This is a genomic window from Nocardia anaemiae NBRC 100462, assembly GCF_001612725.1.
Classification (GTDB): Bacteria; Actinomycetota; Actinomycetes; order Mycobacteriales; family Mycobacteriaceae; genus Nocardia; species Nocardia anaemiae.
In genome coordinates this window covers 18,967-38,220 of sequence record NZ_BDAZ01000070.1, presented here as the reverse complement: position 1 = coordinate 38,220, position 19,254 = coordinate 18,967, and the positions used below count along the sequence as shown (strand labels likewise).

Sequence of the window (19,254 nt, the reverse complement as noted above, 5' to 3'; positions counted from 1 at the left end):
CAGCGGAAATTCATCTTCGCTGTGCGAAACTTGGCCCCGCCACAGTTCTGCACTCCTCACCCTCGGAGGATTGTCCATGAAGAATTCTGTTGCGCAAGTGGAGCTACCCGAGCCGTTGGTCATAACGCTCGGAAATCTCAAAGGCGGTGTCGGCAAGACGACATCAGCGTTTTTCTTGGCCGCATATTTCGCGAAGATCCACGAATTGCGCGTGCTCGTCATCGACGCGGACCCGCTCAGTCAGACCGGATATTCCTGGTACCGGCGCCTGCTCAAGGGCGGGATAGAGGTGCCGTTCAAGCTGATCGCCTTCCCGTCGCGACATGTCGACGACTGCATTACCGACAATGCCGGGAAATTCGACGTGATCATCATCGATGCCGGTGGTGAGTCGGCCGAGATATTCAAGGCCGCCATACCGCAGAGCGATGAGCTGATTCTGTTGACCAGCGTCAGCCCGTCGGAGGTCAAGCGGGTGCCGAGTACCTATAAGGCCGCCGAGGAAGCTGCGGCCGATAGCGGCCGTGAAATCCGGGTGCGGGTATTGATGACCAAGGTGCCGGTGACGATGAAGAACGGTGTGAATGTCTCGACCGAATACCGCACGCAGCGCGGAAATCTGGAGGATGCGGGCTACGACGTCTTCGCCTCCTATTTGAGCGCGTGGAAGTGGTATCGGGAGGCGGCCGACGGGGAGGTCGGTGACGGCGCCGAGAATCCGATCGTGGATCTCGGCGAATATCGGCAGGTCGGCGAGGAGTTGGTGAGTCCGTACCGGGTCGCGGTGGAGGTGCCCGCCTGATGCCTCCGCAGCGTAGGAAGGGTTCCATCGGTAAGGGTTCGATCGGCGGCGCGAATCCGCTCGCCGATAGCGCCGAGCACACGCCCCCGGTATCCCCGCTGCGGGATGCCGAGTGGCGAGCGGTCCCGCTGAGCGCGGCGTCACTGGAGGTGATCGCGCCGCCTGCCGAGGCGAATGTATTGACGATGCCGCTGCCCGCGCCGACTGAAACCGAGCCGGATGGCCCGCTCGACGAGCGCGAGCAGGCCCAGTTGACAGCGTGTGAATCCTCGATAGACGGCCTGCGGGTCGCCTTCTGGTCGGCCGGACGCGCACTGCAAATAGTGCGCGACGGTCGGCTCTATCGGGATCAGTACGCGAGCTTCGACGAATATGTGGAGCGGCGCTGGGATATGCAGCGGTCATACGCGCACAAGCTGATTCGGGCTTGGCCGCTCGCCGCCAAATTGCATCCGGTAGCGCCCGCCATCAATGAGGGACAGGTCCGCGAGTTGCTGCCGGTGGCCGCCCAGCACGGCGAAGACGCGGCGGTCACCGTGTACACCACGATTGCCGGTGTCGACGATGTGAAGGTCACCGCGGGCAAGCTTCGCGAGGCCGTCGCGCTGTTGCCCGAGCGATTCGACAAGGCCGAAGTCGTCGAATTGCTGCAGGCATGGTTGCGTGGGGAGTTGCGCCACCGATCGAATGAGCGGGCCGTCGACCTGTTCGCCGCGGTGGAATCACGGTTCGCCGCGCTGACGCGACGAGTTGTCAAGGGCTCGAACAATGATCCGGCGGCGGCGCGCGAATTCGCCGCGAAACTGCGCACTCTCGCCGAACAGATCGAGGAGCAGATCATCGCCTGAGCCGATTCGGTGGTCCGGAATGCCCCGTCGCGGAAGCGATTCCGCTGCGGGGCATTTCGTTATAGTTACGCTTTTGTTATCGTTAATGCGCGTGTCGTGTCGCGTTATTGGTGATTATTGCGCGAAATATGGCGATCGGATCCGCTGGACTACAGATCACCGTGATGGTTTTCGAATTCATTCGAGGTCTTGGTGAAGTCCTACACGCCAATGCAGTTCGGCGTCGCACGGCCAGCCAGGAACTTCGATACGAGCATCGGAGGACCGGATCATGGCATCAACTACGGAGGGTCGATATTCTCGTTTCCTGCGGCGCGTGCTCCCATGGGCCGTCGGCGCGGGAGTCATCGCAGGCGCGGCGATCGCCGCGACACTGCTCGCAGGAGGTCAGGCGTCAGCGCAACCGCTGACCATTCCGGGTGTCGGGACACTCGAAGTCCCGAACCAGTTTTCGATTCCCGGCACAGAGGTCCCGACGGATGGGCGAGCGTTGCCCGCATCGATTCCCGCGGTAGCGGATTCCGTCGTTCCTTCGGAATTCGCGCAGGCTGAAGTTCCGGGGAAGGAACTTTCGGCACCACCCGCCATTCCCGATGCGGAACTCGATACGCCTCTCGGAGTTCCGGGTAATGAACTTTCTATTCCACCAATGATTCCGGGCGCGAAGTTCTCGACGCCCCTTGCATTCTTGAATATCGAGCGTTCGGCACTTCCATTGGTTTCCGCTATCGGGATTGCTCCTTCGAGTGACGCACCGGTTCCGGTGCGAGGTAAGGAACTTTCGGAGCCGCTGACGGTTCGGGGGCCTGCGTTCGCGGTGCCGCTGCGTGCTCTGGGTATCGAGCGTTCGACGCTTCCGTTGATTCCTGCGGTCGAAAATTCGGTTGTTGCTTCGGATGTTGCGCCGGTTGTGTTGCAGGGTAAGGAACTCTCGGTGCCGCTGACGGTTCCCGAACTCGCGGTGCCGCTGCGGGCTTGGGGTATCGAGCGCTCGACGCTTCCGCCGATTCCGGCGGTTGAGCATCCGGTCACTGTCTCGGAGATCGCGCCGGTCGAGGTCCGCGGGACGGAGCTTTCGATTCCGCTGGCGATTCCGGGTACGGAGATCTCGATACCCCTCGGCGTGCTCGGGTTGCAGCGGTCGGCTCCGCTCGCGATACCCGGTCCGGAACGGGCCTCGCCGCAGGCGGTTCCAGGAGCTGAACGCGCACTGCCCTTTGTGATTCCATGGGGCGAACGTTCCTCGCCTCCGGCGCCCGCCGAGCTTCCGGCGACGATTCCGGGAACCGGGATCACGGTGCCCGCTGAGTTCCGCGGCGAACTCGCCTACCTCGCCGGAGTTCTCGGCATCAAGCCGCCTGCCGCGACACCCGGGCCCGCGGTGTCGCCGGAACGCACGCACGGCGCGATCGCCGTCGACGCGGCGCGCGGCAAGGTCGGCACCGCATACAGCATGGGCGCGACGGGGCCGGATGCCTTCGACTGCTCCGGGCTGGTGCAGTGGTCGTACCGGCAGGCCGGGGTGAAGGTGCCGCGCACCAGCTATGAGCAGCTGTCCTCGGGTACCCCGGTTTCCTGGGACGAGCTCGAGCCCGGTGACGTGGTGTCCTTCTACGGCGGCGGCCACTCGGCTCTCTATGCCGGTGAGGGGAAGGTCATCCACGCATCCACCTATGGGACCGGTGTGATCATGTCGCCGATGTCCTCGATGCCCTACGCGGGCGCGCGTCGGTACTGACGCTGAACCAATGAGCTGGGGCGGACCGGTCTGTCGGCGACCGTGCAGTGGTGTCGCCGTCGGGCCGGTTCCGAAAGGGCCGATTCCATCGAAGGCAGCATAGTTCTATTATCTGCGTATGAATGCAGATAGTGAGCCGCTGCAGCCGCCGATCGCGGAGGATCAGGTCGGCCTGGTCGTCGAGGTCTTCCGCATGCTGGCCGACTCGACCCGCGTGCAGATCCTGTGGGCGCTGGTCGACCGGGAGCTCTCGGTCAACGATTTGGCCGATCACATCGGCAAACCCGGCCCGTCCGTATCGCAACACCTGGCCAAACTGCGCATGGCTCGGCTGGTCCGGACCCGCCGTTCCGGAACCTCCATCTTCTACAGCCTGGAGAACGAACACGTCCGCCAGCTGGTCGTGGATGCGGTGTACAACGCAGAACACGCGGGCCCCGGCGTACCCGCACATCACCGCGGCGAGGGTTCCCTACGCCAACTGCCTGCCCGCGATCAGGCGGTGGCGGAATGAGTCACGAACGCAACCCCGAACGCTGGCAGAGCATTTCGCATGACCGGCACCACGGCCATACCCCCGGATCGGGTGACGCCAACGGTCACGCGCACGGCGTGGGCGATGACCGTGGGCACGCGCACAGTGCGGGCAATGATCACGCGTACCGCACGGGCGATGACCATGGACTCGCGCGGCGCGCGGACCATGACCACGACCACGGTGGGGGCGATGATCATGGGCACGTGCGAGGTGCGGGCGATGATCACGGACTCGCGCGGGGTGGGAGCGATGATCGTGGACTCGCGCGAGGTGCGGGCGGCGTGGGCCATCACCACGGGCACGCGCAGAGTGCGCGCAATGATCACGCGCATGGCACGGGCGACGACCATGGACTCGCGCGGCCCGCGGGCGATGACCACGACCACGGTGCGGGCGATGATCCCGGGCGCGTGCGAGGTGCGGGTCATGACCACAGATACGTGCAGGGTGCGGGCCATGATCACGCGCACGAGGTGGGCGATGACCATTGGCTCGCGCGGCGCGCGGACCCTGACCACGGTGCGGACCATAGTCACGGGCACGGTGGGGGCGATGACCGCGGGCACGCGCAGGGTGCGGGCAATGATCATGACCACGGTGCGGGCCATGACCGCGGACACGTGCACGGTGCGGGACATGGCCACGGGCACTCCCGCGGTGCGCACCATCACCACGATCATCCGGGTGGATTGCGTGGGGTGCTGCGTGAGATTTTTGTGCCGCACAGTCATGATGCCGCCGATAGTGTCGATGATGCGTTGGAGTCCAGTGCTGTTGGGATCCGGGCGGTCAAGATCAGTCTCGTGGTGTTGGGGCTGACGGCGGGGCTTCAGGTTTTGGTCGTGGTGGTTTCGGGTTCGGTTGCGTTGGCGGCGGATACCATTCACAACTTTTCCGATGCGCTGACCGCTGTTCCGCTGTGGATCGCATTAGCGCTCGGTCGGCGGGCGGCGACGCGGCGCTATACCTATGGGTTCGGGCGGGCCGAGGATCTTGCCGGGTTGTTCGTGCTCGGGATGATCACGCTGTCCGCGATCGTCGCCGGGTACGAGGCGGTGCGCAGGTTGATCGATCCGGTGCCGATCCAGCATTTGAGTTGGGTTGCGGCCGCGGGGCTCATCGGGTTCGTCGGCAACGAGACCGTCGCGCTGTATCGGATCAGGGTCGGGCGGCGGATCGGCTCGGCGGCACTGGTGGCCGACGGGTTGCACGCGCGGACAGACGGATTCACCTCATTGGCGGTGCTGATCGGTGCGGGCGGTGTCGCGCTCGGTTTTCCGCTTGCCGATCCCATCGTCGGACTGCTGATTACCATCGCGATCCTGGCGGTACTGCGCACGGCCGCGCGAGATGTGTTCCGCCGCTTGATGGATGGCGTCGAGCCTGCCCTGGTGAGCACCGCCGAGCAGGCGTTGGTCGCCGAACCGGGGGTGCTCGGCGTGCGCAGCCTGCGAATGCGCTGGATCGGTCACCGTCTGCACGCGGATGTCGAACTGGATGTCGCCCCGACGATTACCCTGGCCGACGCCCACAGCCTGGCCCACGGCGCCGAGCACACCCTCACCCACGCGGTGCCCAAACTCGACAGCGCCCTCGTCCACGCCTACCCCGCCCACTCCGCCGTCTGACCGGCCGTCGAGCGCAGTCGGATGGGGCGCTTAGGGGTCAACGTTCGACTCGCTCACGAGATCAGGGAACTGAGGGCGGCTGCCTGCTAATGGTATTCGCCGTCAGCGCAGTTGCGCGCCCTACTCTTGGGTAGCATCCCGGTGTGATGTGGCTCATGGTCGGCAGGCCGCCGTAGCCACCGAAGAAAAGGAGTACCGATGTTGAGCACCATGCAGGACGAGCCGTTGTCGCTGGCGACGTTGCTGCGCTACGCATCGACGTTCATGGGCGATTCCACCGTATCGACCTGGACCGGCACCGGCGTACGCACCATGACCTACCGTGAGCTCGGCGCCGAATCGGCGCGCCTGGCAAATGCGTTGCGCGGCTTGGGTATTGGTGATGGCGATCGGGTCGGCACCTTCATGTGGAACAACAACGAGCATATGGTCGCCTATATCGCGGTACCCGCGATGGGCGCGGTGCTGCACGCGCTCAATATCCGGCTGTTCCCGGAACAACTCGTCTTCGTGGCCAATCACGCCGAGGATCAGGTGGTGATCGTCGACGGCACGCTGGTGCCGATGTTCGCCCAGTACCTGCCCAATCTGAAGACCGTGCGCCACGTCATCGTGGCCAATGGCGATGCCGCCGCACTGCAGGCGCCCGAGGGTGTCCAGGTGCATTCCTACACCGAATTGCTGGCCGCGCAGCCGGATACCTTCGACTACCCGGTGATCGACGAACGATCCGCCGCCGCAATGTGTTACACCTCCGGCACCACCGGTGACCCCAAGGGTGTGGTGTATTCGCACCGCTCCAACTGGTTGCATGCCATGCAGGTGTGCCAGCCGACCAGTATGGGCTTTTCCAACCGCGATTATGTGCTGGCCATCGTCCCGCTGTTTCATGCCAATGCCTGGGGCCTGCCGTACGCGGCGCTGATGTCGGGCGCGAATGTTCTGATGCCCGACCGTTTTCTGCAGCCCGGTCCGCTGCTGGAGATGATGGCGGCCGAGAAGCCGACCTTCGCCGCTGCCGTCCCGACCATCTGGGGCGGTGTGCTCGCCGGACTGGCCGCCAAGCCGCAGGACATCTCGCATCTGCGTTCGGTGGTCGTCGGCGGTTCGGCGGTGCCGCCGTCGATGATGCGTGCGTTCCAGGAAAAGCACGGGGTGCGCATCCTGCACGCCTGGGGTATGACCGAGACCTCCCCGCTCGGCAGCGTCGCGCATCCGCCCGCCGGGGTGGAGGGCGAGGACGAATGGGAGTACCGCTTCACCCAGGGCCGTTTTCCGGCGAGTGTGCAGGCCCGCCTCGTCGGCGATGACGGCAGCGTGGTCCCCAATGACGGAGAATCGCTGGGCGAATTGGAAGTTCGGGGGCCGTGGATCACCGGCTCGTACTACTCGCCGGACGGCGCGGTCATCGATCCCGATAAGTTCGACGATGGCTGGCTGCGCACCGGTGATGTCGGCAAGATCAGCCCGGACGGCTATCTCACGCTGGTCGACCGCTCCAAGGATGTCATCAAGTCCGGTGGGGAATGGATCTCCTCGGTCGATCTGGAGAACGCGGTCATGGGCCATCCGGCCGTCGCGGAGGCCGCGGTTATCGGTGTGCCGGATGAGAAGTGGGATGAGCGCCCGCTCGTCGCGATCGTGCTCGCCGAGGGTGCCGAGACCAAACCGGAGGAATTGCGCGACTTCCTCGCCGACAAGTTCGCCAAATGGCAACTGCCGGAACGGTGGACCTTCATCGCGGAGGTCCCCAAGACCAGCGTGGGCAAATTCGACAAGAAGCGCCTGCGCGCCCAGTACGCCGACGGCGACCTCACTGTCACCACGCTCTCCTAGAGCGACAAGCCCCGCGTCACCACTTCAGCATCGGCAGTGGTGACGTGGGGTGCGTCCGGATTCGTCTCGCGGCCAGCTGGACCAACCGGCGGTGGAAGCCCTTGTCGGGGTAGCGCTTCGCCAGTTCGCGGTAGGTGGAGCGAGGTATCCCGAAGCGACCGAGCAGGCCGTATTCGACGTCGATCGCATCGGCCCGACGGAAGATCTCGATCGGGTCGGTTGGTGTGCCCGCTGGCCGAATTCTGTGGTGCTCGTCGATCATTGCGACGACCAGGTCCGCTAGGTCGGCGCGGTCGATCTGGTCGAGCCATTGCAGTGCCAGGTCGGCGGATGGCGCGAGATAGTCGAGGGTGCCCGCGGTCCAGATCCCTAGATCATGGAAGGCCGCGGCGGTGCGGAACTCCTCGCGGGTGCTCGGCAAGGTGCCCGAGCCACTGTCGAGCAGATCGCATAGCTCCAGCACGCGCAGCACATGGTTGGTATACGCACCGCGATCCGAGCCGAGTTGCGGCAGCCAGGGTTTCAGCCGCCGATCGATCTCGTCGCGAAGATCGTTGCCGCTCATGCCCGCTCACACTACGCGCGATAGTCAGCCGCGACGCTTTTCCGCTTGGATGATCGAGAAGTCGATCTCCCGCGCTGCAGGCACAGGTCGGCGCGACCGAAATCTGGGCCGCGCCGACCTGTGCACCGATCAGCAGTTGCGCAGTTCGGGGCTCTGGTTCAGCAGTTGGGCGCGAGTCCCGATGAAGGTGGTGTAGGTTTCGCCGCCGACGGCCGCGATCGGGAAGGCCGCGACGCGGTGGCAGTTCTGGAAGGCGAGCTTCACCTTGAAGTGGCGTTCCAGGCCGCCGCGGATGGCATCGGAGGCCATGGCGCGCAGCAGTTGTCCACGGGCCACCTCATCGGGCGGCGGAACGACATTGTCGGCGAATTCGGCTGTGCCGGAATGCAGCTCACCGGCCACCCGGCTGACGACCTCCCAGGCGTACGGGAGGGAAACCCGCACTACCTCGACGAAGTCGGCGTCGTCGACCTCGCCGCGTTCGGCGCGTTCGAGTAGGGCGGTGGGAACATCGAGGGACATAGCGCTCTCCTGACCTGGATGGCTGTTGCGATGCCTCTCAATTCTAAACGGAAACTGTTGTCAACAAGACTGGATTCGTCCCGAAAGTGCTGTGGCCAGCGCCCTTTTCGCATCTGCGGCCAAGGTGCGGACCAGTTCACCGGCCGGTAGCTCCGGTGCCAGCGTGTGGGTCTGGCCAGCCCACATGTTCACATCGTCCGGATTGCCCGCCGCTCGTGCGGCGGCCCGCAACGGCGCTGTGGCGTAATGGATTTCCGGATAGGCGGCCGGTGCCGTCGCGGAATGTTCGTCCATGAACCGATTGCGCAGGCCGCGCGCCCGGCGGCCGGTGAAGGCGCGGGTCAGCATGGTCGGTGTGTCGGCGCCCTGTGCGGCGTGCTGCAGCGCGGCGCGATGCACCGGATTGGTGCCCGCCTCCGGTGAGCGCAGGAAGACGGTGCCGAGTTGTACGGCCGTCGCACCGGCCGCGAGTGCCGCCGCGATCCCCGCGCCGGTGGTGATGCCGCCGGTGGCCACGATCGGCCGGTCGACGGTCGCGCGCAGAATCTGTAGCAGCGCGAGCAGGGTGAGCGGATCGGTGGCGTCATCGGCGACGCGATCGATGAAGGTGGCCCGGTGTCCACCGGCCTCCGCGCCCTGCGCGATCAGCACATCGGCACCGGCCTCGATCACGATGCGAGCCTCGGCGGCCGAGGTGACCGTCACCCACACTTCGGAACCGACCTCGTGCAACCGCGCGATCTCGGCGGCGCTCGGGCAGCCGAAGGTGAAGGTGACCACCGGCACCGGCGCCTTGACGAGCAGCTCCAGCTTGGCGTCCCAATCATCGGTGTCGTACTTCGGCGTGCCGACCTTGTGGGTGTTTCCCAGCTGGGCGAGGTAGTCGGCGAAATCCTCGGGTGCGGTAGCGGGACCCGGGGTGAAGAGGTTCACGCCGAATGGCGCGGTGGTCAGTTCGCGGGTGGCCGCGAGTCGCGCCGCGGTATCGGTCGCGGTCAGATATCCGGCGGCCAGCAGGCCGAGCCCGCCCGCCGCGGAGACCGCCGCCGTCAATTCGGGCGTGGACGGCCCGCCCGCCATCGGCGCGAGCACGATCGGAACACTCAACTCATTGAGGATCACCGGTCCAGTGTGGCGCATCGGTCACGGCTCCGTGATACCGGCCCACGCGTCTGACCAGGCCCTAAACAGCGATTTTTGCCGAGAAGGTTGCGGAATGGTCACGACGCGGTAGAGTTCCCGTCACAACGGATGCCGAAACGTTACAAACGTCGGAGGCCGTTCAGCCACTGTAGGTCGAGCGCAAGGACCAGCTTTGTCGCAGCATCGGGTAGGCCCCAGTTCCATAACCGTCATGAGCCTCATCGGCGACGGCGTTACGGGTCGGCCGACGCGGCATCGCGCCGAGCCGTCGACCACCGAACGGGTGAAGATCGCGGCCGGTGTCGCCGTCGCCACCGGTGCACTCATCGGCACCGCGGCCCAGGTCGCGCCCGCCATTGCCGCCCCGCTCCTGCCGGGTGCGCACGACGGGGACGAGGAAGCAGCCGCGCCCATCACGTTCCGGGGCACGGCGGAGTTACCTGTCGAAGAGATCAAGGCCGCGGCCCCGGTCGCCGAAGCCGCGCAGGCGGATGCGGCCACTCCGGTGGCCGCGCCGATCGCGGACGCGGTCGCCAATCCGTTCGGCATCAGCAATCTGCCGCCGGAGATCGCGGCCCCGCTGGCCCAGGTCGAACAGATCCTCAAGGGCGCGCAGCAGCAGTTCGCCCCTGCCCCGGCGGTGCGTCCGGTCGCCGGTGAGATCAGCTCCGGATTCGGTTCTCGCTGGGGTGAATTCCACTACGGCCTCGACTTCGCCGATCAGCTCGGCGCGCCGATCCACTCGGTGAGCAGCGGCACCGTCATCGAGGCGGGCCCGGCCTCCGGCTTCGGCCTGTGGGTGCGGGTCCAGCAGGACGACGGCACCATCGCGGTCTACGGCCACGTCAACGAGATGTTCGTGCACGCCGGGCAGCATGTGAACGCGGGCGATGTCATCGCCACCGTCGGCAACCGCGGCAATTCGACCGGACCGCATCTGCACCTGGAGATCTGGGATCAGGGCGGCAACAAGGTCGACCCGATGCCGTATCTCGCGGCGAAGGGTGTGCCGCTGCAGTGGGGCCCGTCGGCGCACTGATTTTCTTGCCCGGCTTGATATTCCGACGATCACAAGGCCCCCGTGGGGACCGTACGGTCGTTAGGCTCGTTTCGTGACTGCGCTGGGCGATATCTTCGAGCCTGGATCACCGCATGGGCGCACCTACGCCGTGCTGGTGCATCATCCGCGATCGAGCCTGGGCGAGGTCGCCGAATATCTCGGCGTCTCGAAGGAGACCGCAGCCGCATCGCTCCAGGTATTGACCGAACTGCAGGCCGCGGTCAGTCAGCTGTCCGTCGACGGCGAGGCCATCTGGGACGCGCACGCCCCCGAATCGCTATCCGAGGCCGAGGCGCGGCGCAGGCAGCACGAGATCAACCAGATGCACGCCGCGGCCGCGCGACTGAGCGAGACATTCCGATCGGTGCGCCGCTCACCGCGCGCAAATGGCGCGATCGTGCCGGTTTTCGAACGCCTGGAGATGCTCGCGGATTTCGAGGAGGTGCAGACCTCGGCCCGCAGCACGGTCAAGGTGATCGAACGCGGCCCCTACCTCAGCGATCCGGAACGCGAGCGACAGCTGTTCCTGCTCAAGCGCTCTCGGATCGGTGACGGCATCCGCTACCAAACGCTGTATCAGGACACTATTTACCAGGATGCTGAAAGGTTGCGGCACGCGCTGTCCACCAATGCCAGTGGGGCACAGGCGCGCACCTTGCCCGAGCCGCCGTTCAAGCTGATCATCAGCGACGACGAGCGCGCGAGCCTGGTGCTGCACGCGGACGAGCGCCGCCCGGATCCGATGGGTTTGCGCATTACCGGATCGCCCGGATTGCGGTTGCTGGTGAAGACTTTCGATGTGTTGTGGTCGCTGGCGGCGCCGATTTCGGTGAATCCGGCCGCCGACGAACTCGACGAGCGGGATAAGGCGATTCTGACCCTGATGGGCCTGGGTGCGACCGATGACACCATCGCTCGCCGACTCGGCATGTCCCGTCGAACGGTGGTCCGGCGCACCGCGCGGCTGCTGGAGCGGCTCGGCGCGAGCACTCGGTTCCAGGCGGGTGTGCAGGCGACCAGGCGCGGATGGCTGTAGCTCGGGCAAGTGCACGCTCGAGTGGACAACATGGGACGAATGCTGAACGATCAGTGTCCCGGGAAGTTTGAGGGCTTGTGTCACAACGGATTCGGAGCTAGCACCGTGCACTCCGTGTTCGCGGATAGTTAGCTCTCCTGGAGACGATTACCCGATTGCATTGCGCAGGAGCGAATGCGGCGGCGGAATTCCGTGCGTGGCGGTTCGCCCCTGCTATATGTTCGATGTGAAAGGCGAGTGGTTGAGAATGGATAGAGCGAGTCGATCTGTTCGGACCAACCGTCGGCGCCGTGCCAGCGCCCCACTGTTCGGCCAACTGCTCACCGCCGCCGTCGAATCCGCTGCCGACGCGGTGGCGGTTCGCTTCAATCCGACCGGTGATCCGGCTGACCAGCGCGAGTTGACTTATCGCGAATTCGACGCGGCCTCCTCGCGGCTGGCCTGGGAATTGATCGCGCGGGGCATCGGACCCGGAGACATTGTCGCTACCGCGCTGGCCCGCTCGGTCGAGTCCGTCCTCGCGGTGTGGGCGATCGCGAAGACGGGCGCGGCCTATGTCCCGGTGGATCCGGCCTATCCCGCGGAGCGGATCGCGCATATGGTCGCGGACTCCGGCGCTGTGCTCGGCCTGACCACCGCGACGCATCGCGCGGTGTTGGGCACATCGGTCGATTGGGTCGAGCTCGATGATCCGGTGGTTGCCCAACAGATCGCCGCGCGGCCGGAGCGGCCGGTCTCCTATGCCGATCGGGTGCGACGGCTGGACGAGCGGCATCCGGCCTATGTCATCTACACCTCCGGCTCCACCGGGCGGCCGAAGGGCGTGGTGGTGACGCATGCCGGGCTGGCCGGGTTGGCCGCGATCGGTCAGCGGTATGCGCTGACCGATGCTTCGCGGGTGACGCATCTGAGTTCGCCGAGCTTCGACTTCTCGCTGATGGAGCTGCTTTTCACGTTCTCGGCGGGTGCGACGCTGGTGATCGCGCCGCCGACGGTATTCGGCGGTGCCGAGCTCGCGGATCTGCTGCGCCGGGAACGGGTTACCCATCTGCTGATCACTCCGGGTGCGCTGGAATCGGTCGATCCGGCCGGGCTGGACGAACTGCGGGTCGTGGTGGCCGGTGGCGACAAGCTCGGTGCCGAACTCGTCGAGCGCTGGGCGCGGGACGGGCGGGCCGTTTTCAATGCCTATGGCCCGACCGAGGTGACGGTCATGGTCGCGACCGGTCAGATGGAACCCGGCGCACCGGTCACGCTCGGCGGCACCGTCGCCGGGGTCGGGGCCTTTGTGCTCGATTCGCGTTTGCGGCCGGTGCCATCGGGGGTCGTCGGCGAGTTGTATCTGGGCGGACCCACGCTGGCACTGGGCTATCTCGGACGCCGCGGGCTGACCGCGGAAAGGTTTGTCGCCAGTCCGTTCGGTGCGGAAGCCGGTGCGCCGGGAGCGCGGTTGTACCGGACCGGAGATCTGGTGCGGCGCAACGAAACCGGCGTACTCGAGTATCTGGGCCGGTCCGATTTCCAGGTGAAGATCCGCGGACTGCGCATCGAACTCGGCGAGATCGATAACGCGCTCACCGCGCATCCGGATGTGGATTTCGCGGCCACGCTCGGCAAGACATTGCCTTCGGGCACCACCGCGCTCGTCTCCTATGTGCTGCCACGCGCCGATGCCGTCGTGGATACCGCCGAACTCGTGGCCACGCTGGAGCGATCACTGCCCAGGTACATGGTGCCAACGGCCATTGTGGTGCTCGACGAGCTGCCGTTGACGCCGGTCGGCAAGTTGGATCGTGCCGCGCTGCCCGATCCGGTCTTCGAGGCGCGGGAGTTTCGTGCGCCGACAACGCGGGAAGAGCGGATCGTCGCCGAGGTGTACGCGGCGCTACTGCGTGCCGACGGTGTGGAAGTCGGCGTCGACGACGATTTCTTCGAACTCGGCGGCAACTCACTGCTGGCCGCGCAGGCCGCCGCGCGCATCGGTACCGCGCTGGGCACCCGGGTGCCGGTGCAGTTGGTATTCGAAGCACCGGCAGTTGCCGAACTCGCGCAACGGGTGACAGTGCTTGCGGCGGCCGGACACGCTTTGCACGCGCAACCGCGCCCGGATCGGATTCCGCTCTCGTACGCGCAGCAGCGCATGTGGTTCCTCAACCGTTTCGATCCGACCAGCGGTGTCAACAACATCCCGCTGGCGGTGCGGTTGTCCGGGGTGCTCGACATCGAGGCATTGCGCGCGGCGGCCCGCGATCTGGTGGCGCGGCACGAGGTGCTGCGGACGGTGTATCCGGAGATCGATGGCGAGGGCATCCAGGTCGTCTTGCCGATCGATGACGCTCGTGCGGTGCCGGAGCTCGAGATCGTGTCGGCGAGCGCGGAGGAGTTGCCCGACCTGGTCATCGCCGCTGCCGTCGCCGGTTTCGATGTCGCCGTCGCGCCGCCGATCCGGCTGCGCTTGGTACGGCTCGGCGCGACCGAGCAGGTGCTGGTGTGCGTGGTGCACCACATCGCGGCCGACGGCTTCTCCATGGGGCCACTGGCGCGGGATCTGATGGCCGCCTATGCGATGCGGGTGGGCGGTGCGCTGCCGCAGTGGCAGCCGCTCGACGTGCAGTACGCCGATTACGCGATCTGGCAGCGGGCGATGCTCGGCGCGGAGGACGACGCGCAATCGCTGCTTGCTCAGCAGATCGCCTTCTGGCGCACCGAATTGGCCGGACTGCCCGAGCAATTGGCGCTGCCCACCGATCGGCCGCGTCCGGCGGTGCTGTCCAGTCGCGGCGCCGTCTTCGCCTTCGAGATCGATGCCGGGGTGCATACGGCACTGGAGCGGATTGCTCGCGAACATCATTCGACGCTGTTCATGGTGGTGCACGCCGCGCTCGCGGTGCTGCTGTCCCGGCTGGCCGGAACCACAGATATCGCGGTCGGCACCCCTGTTGCCGGTCGTGGGGATGCCGCACTCGACAATGTGATCGGAATGTTCGTCAATACGCTGGTGCTGCGCGGCGAGGTCGATCCCGAACTATCGTTCGACGACTTGCTGCGCAACTTCCGGCGAGCCGATGTGGCCGCCTTCGGACATGCGGATGTGCCGTTCGAGCGACTGGTCGAGCTGCTCGATCCGGCGCGTTCGATGGCGCGGCACCCGCTGTTCCAGGTGATGCTGACCTTCCAGAACATGGACCGCCCCGAACTCGAGCTGCCCGGCCTCACCGTTTCCGGTATCGATCTGGGTGTCGTGCAGGCGAAGTTCGATCTGGAGCTGACCGTCGTGCCCCGCGAGCACGATGGTGCGGCCAACGGTCTCGCGGCATCGTTCACCTATGCCACCGACCTTTTCGACGAGGCTACGGTGGCCGGTTACGCGCAGCGCCTGACTCGGGTGCTCGCCGCGGTGGCCGCGGATCCGCACCGGGTGGTCGGGGAGCTCGAATTGCTCACGCCCGCGGAACGGCAGCGGATACTGCGGGATTGGAACGACACCGCGCACCCGGTAGCCCCGGAACTGCTGCTGGACGGATATCGCCGTGCCGTTGCGGCACATCCGGATGCGATCGCGGTGGTCTACGAGGGCACCACGCTCACGTATCGGCAATTCGATGAGCGCGTCAATCGGCTCGCGCGGTTGTTGATCCAGCGCGGCGTCGGTGCGGAAACCCTGGTGGGACTGGCGGTGCGGCGTTCGATCGACCTGGTCGTCGGCATGTATGCGATCGTCGCGGCCGGTGGTGCGTATGTGCCGCTGGATCCGGATCATCCGGGGGAGCGGATCGCGCACATCCTTGATACCGCCGCGCCCGTCTGTGTGCTGACCACGACGGCGGATGTCATCGAGGTATCGGATACGCCGCTCATCTACCTGGATACCGTTGACCTGACGGCGTTCTCGGGCGCACCGGTGCTGTCGTCGGAACTGCCGCGGCCGCTTTCCGGGGACAATCCCGCCTACGTCATCTTCACCTCTGGTTCCACCGGCCGTCCGAAAGGTGTCGCGGTCACCCACGCGGCCATCAATAACCAGATCGAGTGGATGCTCGCGCACTACCCGCTCGGTCCCGATGACGTGTATCTGCAGAAGACCGCCACCACATTCGATGTATCCCTGTGGGGATACTTCATGCCGCTGCGTGCGGGCGCGAAGCTGGTCGTCGCCACACCCGACGGTCACCGCGATCCGGCGTACCTCGCGGAAACGATTGCCGCGCAACGGGTCACCGTTACCGACTTCGTGCCGTCCATGCTGACGGTGTTCGCCGCGCATCTCACTCCGGGGTCCTGCCCGACACTGCGCGACATCTTCGTGATCGGCGAGGCATTACCGCCGGAGACGGTGACCGCGCTGCGTGCGGTATCGGATGCGGCGGTGCACAACCTGTACGGGCCGACCGAGGCGGCTGTCTCGATTACCGCATGGCGCGCGTCCGCGATCGAGCAGAACACCGTGCCGATCGGCCTGCCGCAGTGGAATTCGCGGGTCTACGTGCTGGATTCGCGATTGCGGCCGGTGCCTGCCGGTGTGGTCGGTGAGCTGTATCTGGCGGGGGCGCAGCTGGCGCGCGGGTACGTCGCCCGGCCGGATCTGACGGCGGATCGCTTCGTCGCCGACCCGTTCACCGCCGGGGCGCGAATGTACCGCACCGGTGATCTCGCTGTGTGGCGCGAAGCCCCGCGTCGGTTGGAGTACCTGGGCCGCAGCGACTTTCAGGTGAAGTTCCGCGGTCAGCGCATCGAACTCGGCGAGATCGAGACCGCGCTGCTCGCCCAGCCCGCGGTCAGCCAGGCGGCGGCATCGGTCGCACGGTCGGCGACCGGTGATCAGCTGGTCGGGTACGTGGTGGCGCGACCGGGACAGCAGGTGGAGCCGCAGCAATTGCGGACCGCGGTCGCTGAAGTGCTTCCGGCATATATGATTCCGGCCGCCATCGTGGTGCTGGACGCATTTCCGCTCAACACCAGCGGCAAGCTGGATCGCAAGGCACTGCCAGCACCGACCTTCAGCGCACGCGAGTTCCGCGCCCCGATCACCCCGACGCAGGAGGTCGTCGCCGCCGTCTTCGCCGAAGTGCTCGGCATCGAGCGGGTCGGCCTCGATGACGACTATTTCGAACTCGGCGGTAATTCACTGCTGGCCACTCGGGTCGTCGCGCGTATCAACGAAGCGCTGGATACGAATGTCGCCGTGCGCGATCTGTTCGAGACCTCGACCGTCGCTGGACTCGCCGCCGGAATCATCCCCGGTGCGGGCCGTTCCGCTGCCGCGCGCATACCGCTCACCCGAACCGAGCGCCCCGAGCTGGTGCCGCTTTCCCTTGCCCAGCAACGGATGTGGGTGCTCAACCGGATCGATCCAGAATCCCCGGCATACAATCTGCCGTTCGCGATCAGATTGACCGGCGCGCTCGATGTCGCGGCATTGCGCCAGGCCGTCGAGGACGTGTTGGTGCGACACGAAGCGCTACGCACCCGGTTCCCCACGGCGGGTACCGGCGGGCAGGCGTATCAGGAGATTCTGCCCGCCGCCGAGGTACTTCCCGACGGGCTCGAGGTCGAGACCGGCACCGATGTGCTCGGGCGGGTCGTCGAGCTGGTGTCGGCCGGATTCGATGTGACCGAAGAGGTTCCGGTGCGGGCGCGACTATTGGCCGACGGGGACGACTATGTGCTCGTTGTCGTGGTGCACCACATTTCGGCAGACGGTGCTTCGCTCGCGCCACTGGCCCGGGATCTGGTGACCGCGTATCTCGCCCGCGTCGGCGGTGCGGCTCCCGCCTGGTCACCGCTGCCGGTGCAGTACGCGGATTTCGCACTCTGGCAGCGCAAGGTGATCGGCTCCGACGACGAGGAAAACTCGGTGGCCGCAGCACAATTGGCGTACTGGCGGCGGCAGCTCGCCGGTCTGTCGAGTGCGCCGGTGTTGCCGCTGGATCGTCAACGTCCGGTGGTGGCGTCGGGCCGTGGCGCGTCGGTCGGCTGGACCGTGCCAGCGCAGGTGCACGACGGGCTGATCCGGATCGCGCGCGAGCATCGGTCCTCGGTGTTCATGGTTGTGCACGCGGCGCTGGCCGTCTTGCTCGCCCGACTGTCGGGTGGTTCGGATATCGCCATCGGTACGCCGATTGCCGGGCGTGGTCAGCGGGCGCTTGACGAGTTGGTCGGCATGTTCGTCAATACGCTGACGCTGCGCACATCGGTCGAGCGCGGCATGACATTCGAGGAATTGGTCGAGCAGACGCGGGCGACTGATCTGGCGGCATTCGCCCATGCGGATCTGCCGTTCGAGCGGGTTGTCGAAGTGGTCTCCCCGGGGCGGCCGTTGTTCCAGGTGATGCTCGTCTTCCAGAATCTCGAACAGCCGAGTCTGGAACTGCCTGGCCTGACCGTCGCGGCATTGGATGCGGGCGATGTCGTCGCGAAGTTCGATTTGCAGGTGGTCGTCGAGCCACGCCTGCGGGCGGATGGAACGCCAGATGAGCTTGCCATGGTATTCACTTACGCCACAGACCTTTTCGAGGATTCGACGGTGCGTGGGCTCGGCCGCATGCTGGAACGCATTCTGACCGCGGTCGTCGCCGATCCGGGCGTACGCATCGGCGGCATCGATATTGTCGACGAGCAGGAGCCAGTTCGCACCGCGACCGATGCCACGACGGCCACCGACGGCACCGAGCTGACCCACCTGCTGACCGCCGCGGTGGAGGACGATCCGGACGCGCCCGCGCTGGTGTGGGGCGATGAGGAAATGCCCTACCGGAAACTCGATGCCAAGTCGTCTCAGCTGGCCAGGGTGCTGATCGGGCGTGGTTGCGGTCCGGGGACGGGGGTGGCGGTCCGGCTGGACCGCGGCGTCGATTGGGCGGTGGCCGCATGGGCGGTGCTCAAGACGGGTGCTGCGCTGGTATTGCTACCCGCGGACGAGTCCTCGATACCGGATGAGCCATCGGTGCGGGTCGGGTTGACCACCGGTGCGAATCCGATCGGTGACGGCGTCGAATGGCTGCGCCTCGACGATGCGGCGACCAGCGCCGAAATCTCCGCGCAATCACTGCGACCGGTCAACCACGCGAATCGGACCGGGGTGCTCAGCGGGTCCGATCCGGCGCTCGTCATCGCCGCGGCCGGGGTGCGGATGAGCTACGACGAGTTGGCCGTCGCGGCCGATCGGCTGCGCGTTCGCACCGGCCTGACCTTCGAATCGCGCACCTTCGAGCACGGCCGGTCCGATTCGGCGGCGAGATTGCTGGAGTTGGTGAGCGCCGGTGCGACCGGGGCCGGAATGATCGTGGTGCCGAACATTGAAGACCTGAGTGCCTCGCTCGCCGAGGAATGGGTGACGCATCTGATCGTCGATCGGGCCGCATTGGCCGCCATCGATACCGCCCAGCTGGCGGATCTGCGCGCGGTGGTGCTCGAGCAGGTCGGCTCCGCCGAGGTCGCGGTGCCGGAATCGGCCGAAATCGTGCCCTTGGATGAACTGCTGCCGGTGGTGTCGAGCTGAGTAGATGACGGTGCATGGGGGGGGTGGTTGAGATGTAACG

General features: G+C 66.1%; 13 protein-coding genes. 9 read left to right on the top strand and 4 right to left on the bottom strand.

Features of this window, described 5'->3' with window-relative positions; all coding sequences use genetic code 11:
- Window positions 1-76: 76 nt before the first annotated feature.
- From NA5_RS32690 to NA5_RS32675, 4 genes are all read left to right on the top strand, one after another.
- Window positions 77-802, top strand: a complete 726-nt coding sequence (locus NA5_RS32690; protein ID WP_157110766.1) for a ParA family protein — start codon at window positions 77-79, stop codon at window positions 800-802.
- Window positions 802-1,650, top strand: coding sequence for a hypothetical protein (locus tag NA5_RS32685; RefSeq protein ID WP_062992887.1), 849 nt, complete (start codon window positions 802-804; stop codon window positions 1,648-1,650). Before NA5_RS32690 ends, NA5_RS32685 begins: the two co-directional genes overlap by 1 nt.
- A gap of 271 nt (window positions 1,651-1,921) precedes the next feature.
- Window positions 1,922-3,388: a C40 family peptidase gene (locus tag NA5_RS39775; RefSeq protein ID WP_245672504.1), complete on the top strand. Its 1,467-nt coding sequence runs from the start codon at window positions 1,922-1,924 to the stop codon at window positions 3,386-3,388.
- 118 nt (window positions 3,389-3,506) lie between these two features.
- Entirely contained in the window at window positions 3,507-3,902 is a 396-nt protein-coding gene (locus tag NA5_RS32675; RefSeq protein ID WP_062992886.1) for an ArsR/SmtB family transcription factor, read from the top strand.
- Here NA5_RS32675 and NA5_RS32670 read toward each other — a convergent pair.
- Entirely contained in the window at window positions 3,884-4,657 is a 774-nt protein-coding gene (locus NA5_RS32670) for a hypothetical protein (protein WP_169811399.1), read from the bottom strand. The two genes, NA5_RS32675 and NA5_RS32670, sit on opposite strands and share 19 nt — an antisense overlap.
- Here NA5_RS32670 and NA5_RS32665 point away from each other — a divergent pair.
- Complete coding sequence (locus NA5_RS32665; protein WP_062992884.1) at window positions 4,547-5,554, top strand: cation diffusion facilitator family transporter; 1,008 nt, start codon at window positions 4,547-4,549, stop codon at window positions 5,552-5,554. The genes NA5_RS32670 and NA5_RS32665 overlap by 111 nt on opposite strands.
- Before the next feature lie 198 nt (window positions 5,555-5,752).
- Window positions 5,753-7,390 (top strand): long-chain fatty acid--CoA ligase, encoded by a 1,638-nt coding sequence (locus NA5_RS32660; RefSeq protein WP_062992883.1) that lies wholly within the window; start codon window positions 5,753-5,755, stop codon window positions 7,388-7,390.
- A gap of 16 nt (window positions 7,391-7,406) precedes the next feature.
- Here the strand turns inward: NA5_RS32660 and NA5_RS32655 are convergent, their stop codons facing one another.
- The 3 genes from NA5_RS32655 to NA5_RS32645 all read right to left on the bottom strand — a co-directional run bounded on the left by NA5_RS32655 (window position 7,407) and on the right by NA5_RS32645 (window position 9,617).
- Window positions 7,407-7,955 carry a hypothetical protein gene (locus tag NA5_RS32655; protein ID WP_062992882.1) on the bottom strand — a complete coding sequence of 183 codons (549 nt, stop codon included), beginning with the start codon at window positions 7,953-7,955 and terminating at the stop codon, window positions 7,407-7,409.
- Window positions 7,956-8,084: 129 nt separating this feature from the next.
- Window positions 8,085-8,477: an SCO5389 family protein gene (locus tag NA5_RS32650; RefSeq protein ID WP_062992881.1), complete on the bottom strand. Its 393-nt coding sequence runs from the start codon at window positions 8,475-8,477 to the stop codon at window positions 8,085-8,087.
- A gap of 60 nt (window positions 8,478-8,537) precedes the next feature.
- Window positions 8,538-9,617, bottom strand: coding sequence for an NAD(P)H-dependent flavin oxidoreductase (locus NA5_RS32645; RefSeq protein WP_174555300.1), 1,080 nt, complete (start codon window positions 9,615-9,617; stop codon window positions 8,538-8,540).
- A gap of 214 nt (window positions 9,618-9,831) precedes the next feature.
- On the opposite strand from NA5_RS32645, the gene NA5_RS32640 reads away from it, so the two are divergent.
- The 3 genes from NA5_RS32640 (at window position 9,832) to NA5_RS32630 (ending at window position 19,214) form a co-directional block, all read left to right on the top strand.
- Window positions 9,832-10,659, top strand: coding sequence for a M23 family metallopeptidase (locus NA5_RS32640; RefSeq protein WP_062992880.1), 828 nt, complete (start codon window positions 9,832-9,834; stop codon window positions 10,657-10,659).
- A 73-nt stretch (window positions 10,660-10,732) separates the two neighbouring features.
- The gene (locus NA5_RS32635) at window positions 10,733-11,716 is read left to right on the top strand and encodes a helix-turn-helix domain-containing protein (protein ID WP_062992879.1); all 984 of its coding nucleotides are present in this window, start codon (window positions 10,733-10,735) and stop codon (window positions 11,714-11,716) included.
- Window positions 11,717-11,963: 247 nt separating this feature from the next.
- Window positions 11,964-19,214 (top strand): non-ribosomal peptide synthetase, encoded by a 7,251-nt coding sequence (locus NA5_RS32630; RefSeq protein ID WP_062992878.1) that lies wholly within the window; start codon window positions 11,964-11,966, stop codon window positions 19,212-19,214.
- The last annotated feature ends 40 nt before the right edge of the window (window positions 19,215-19,254 follow it).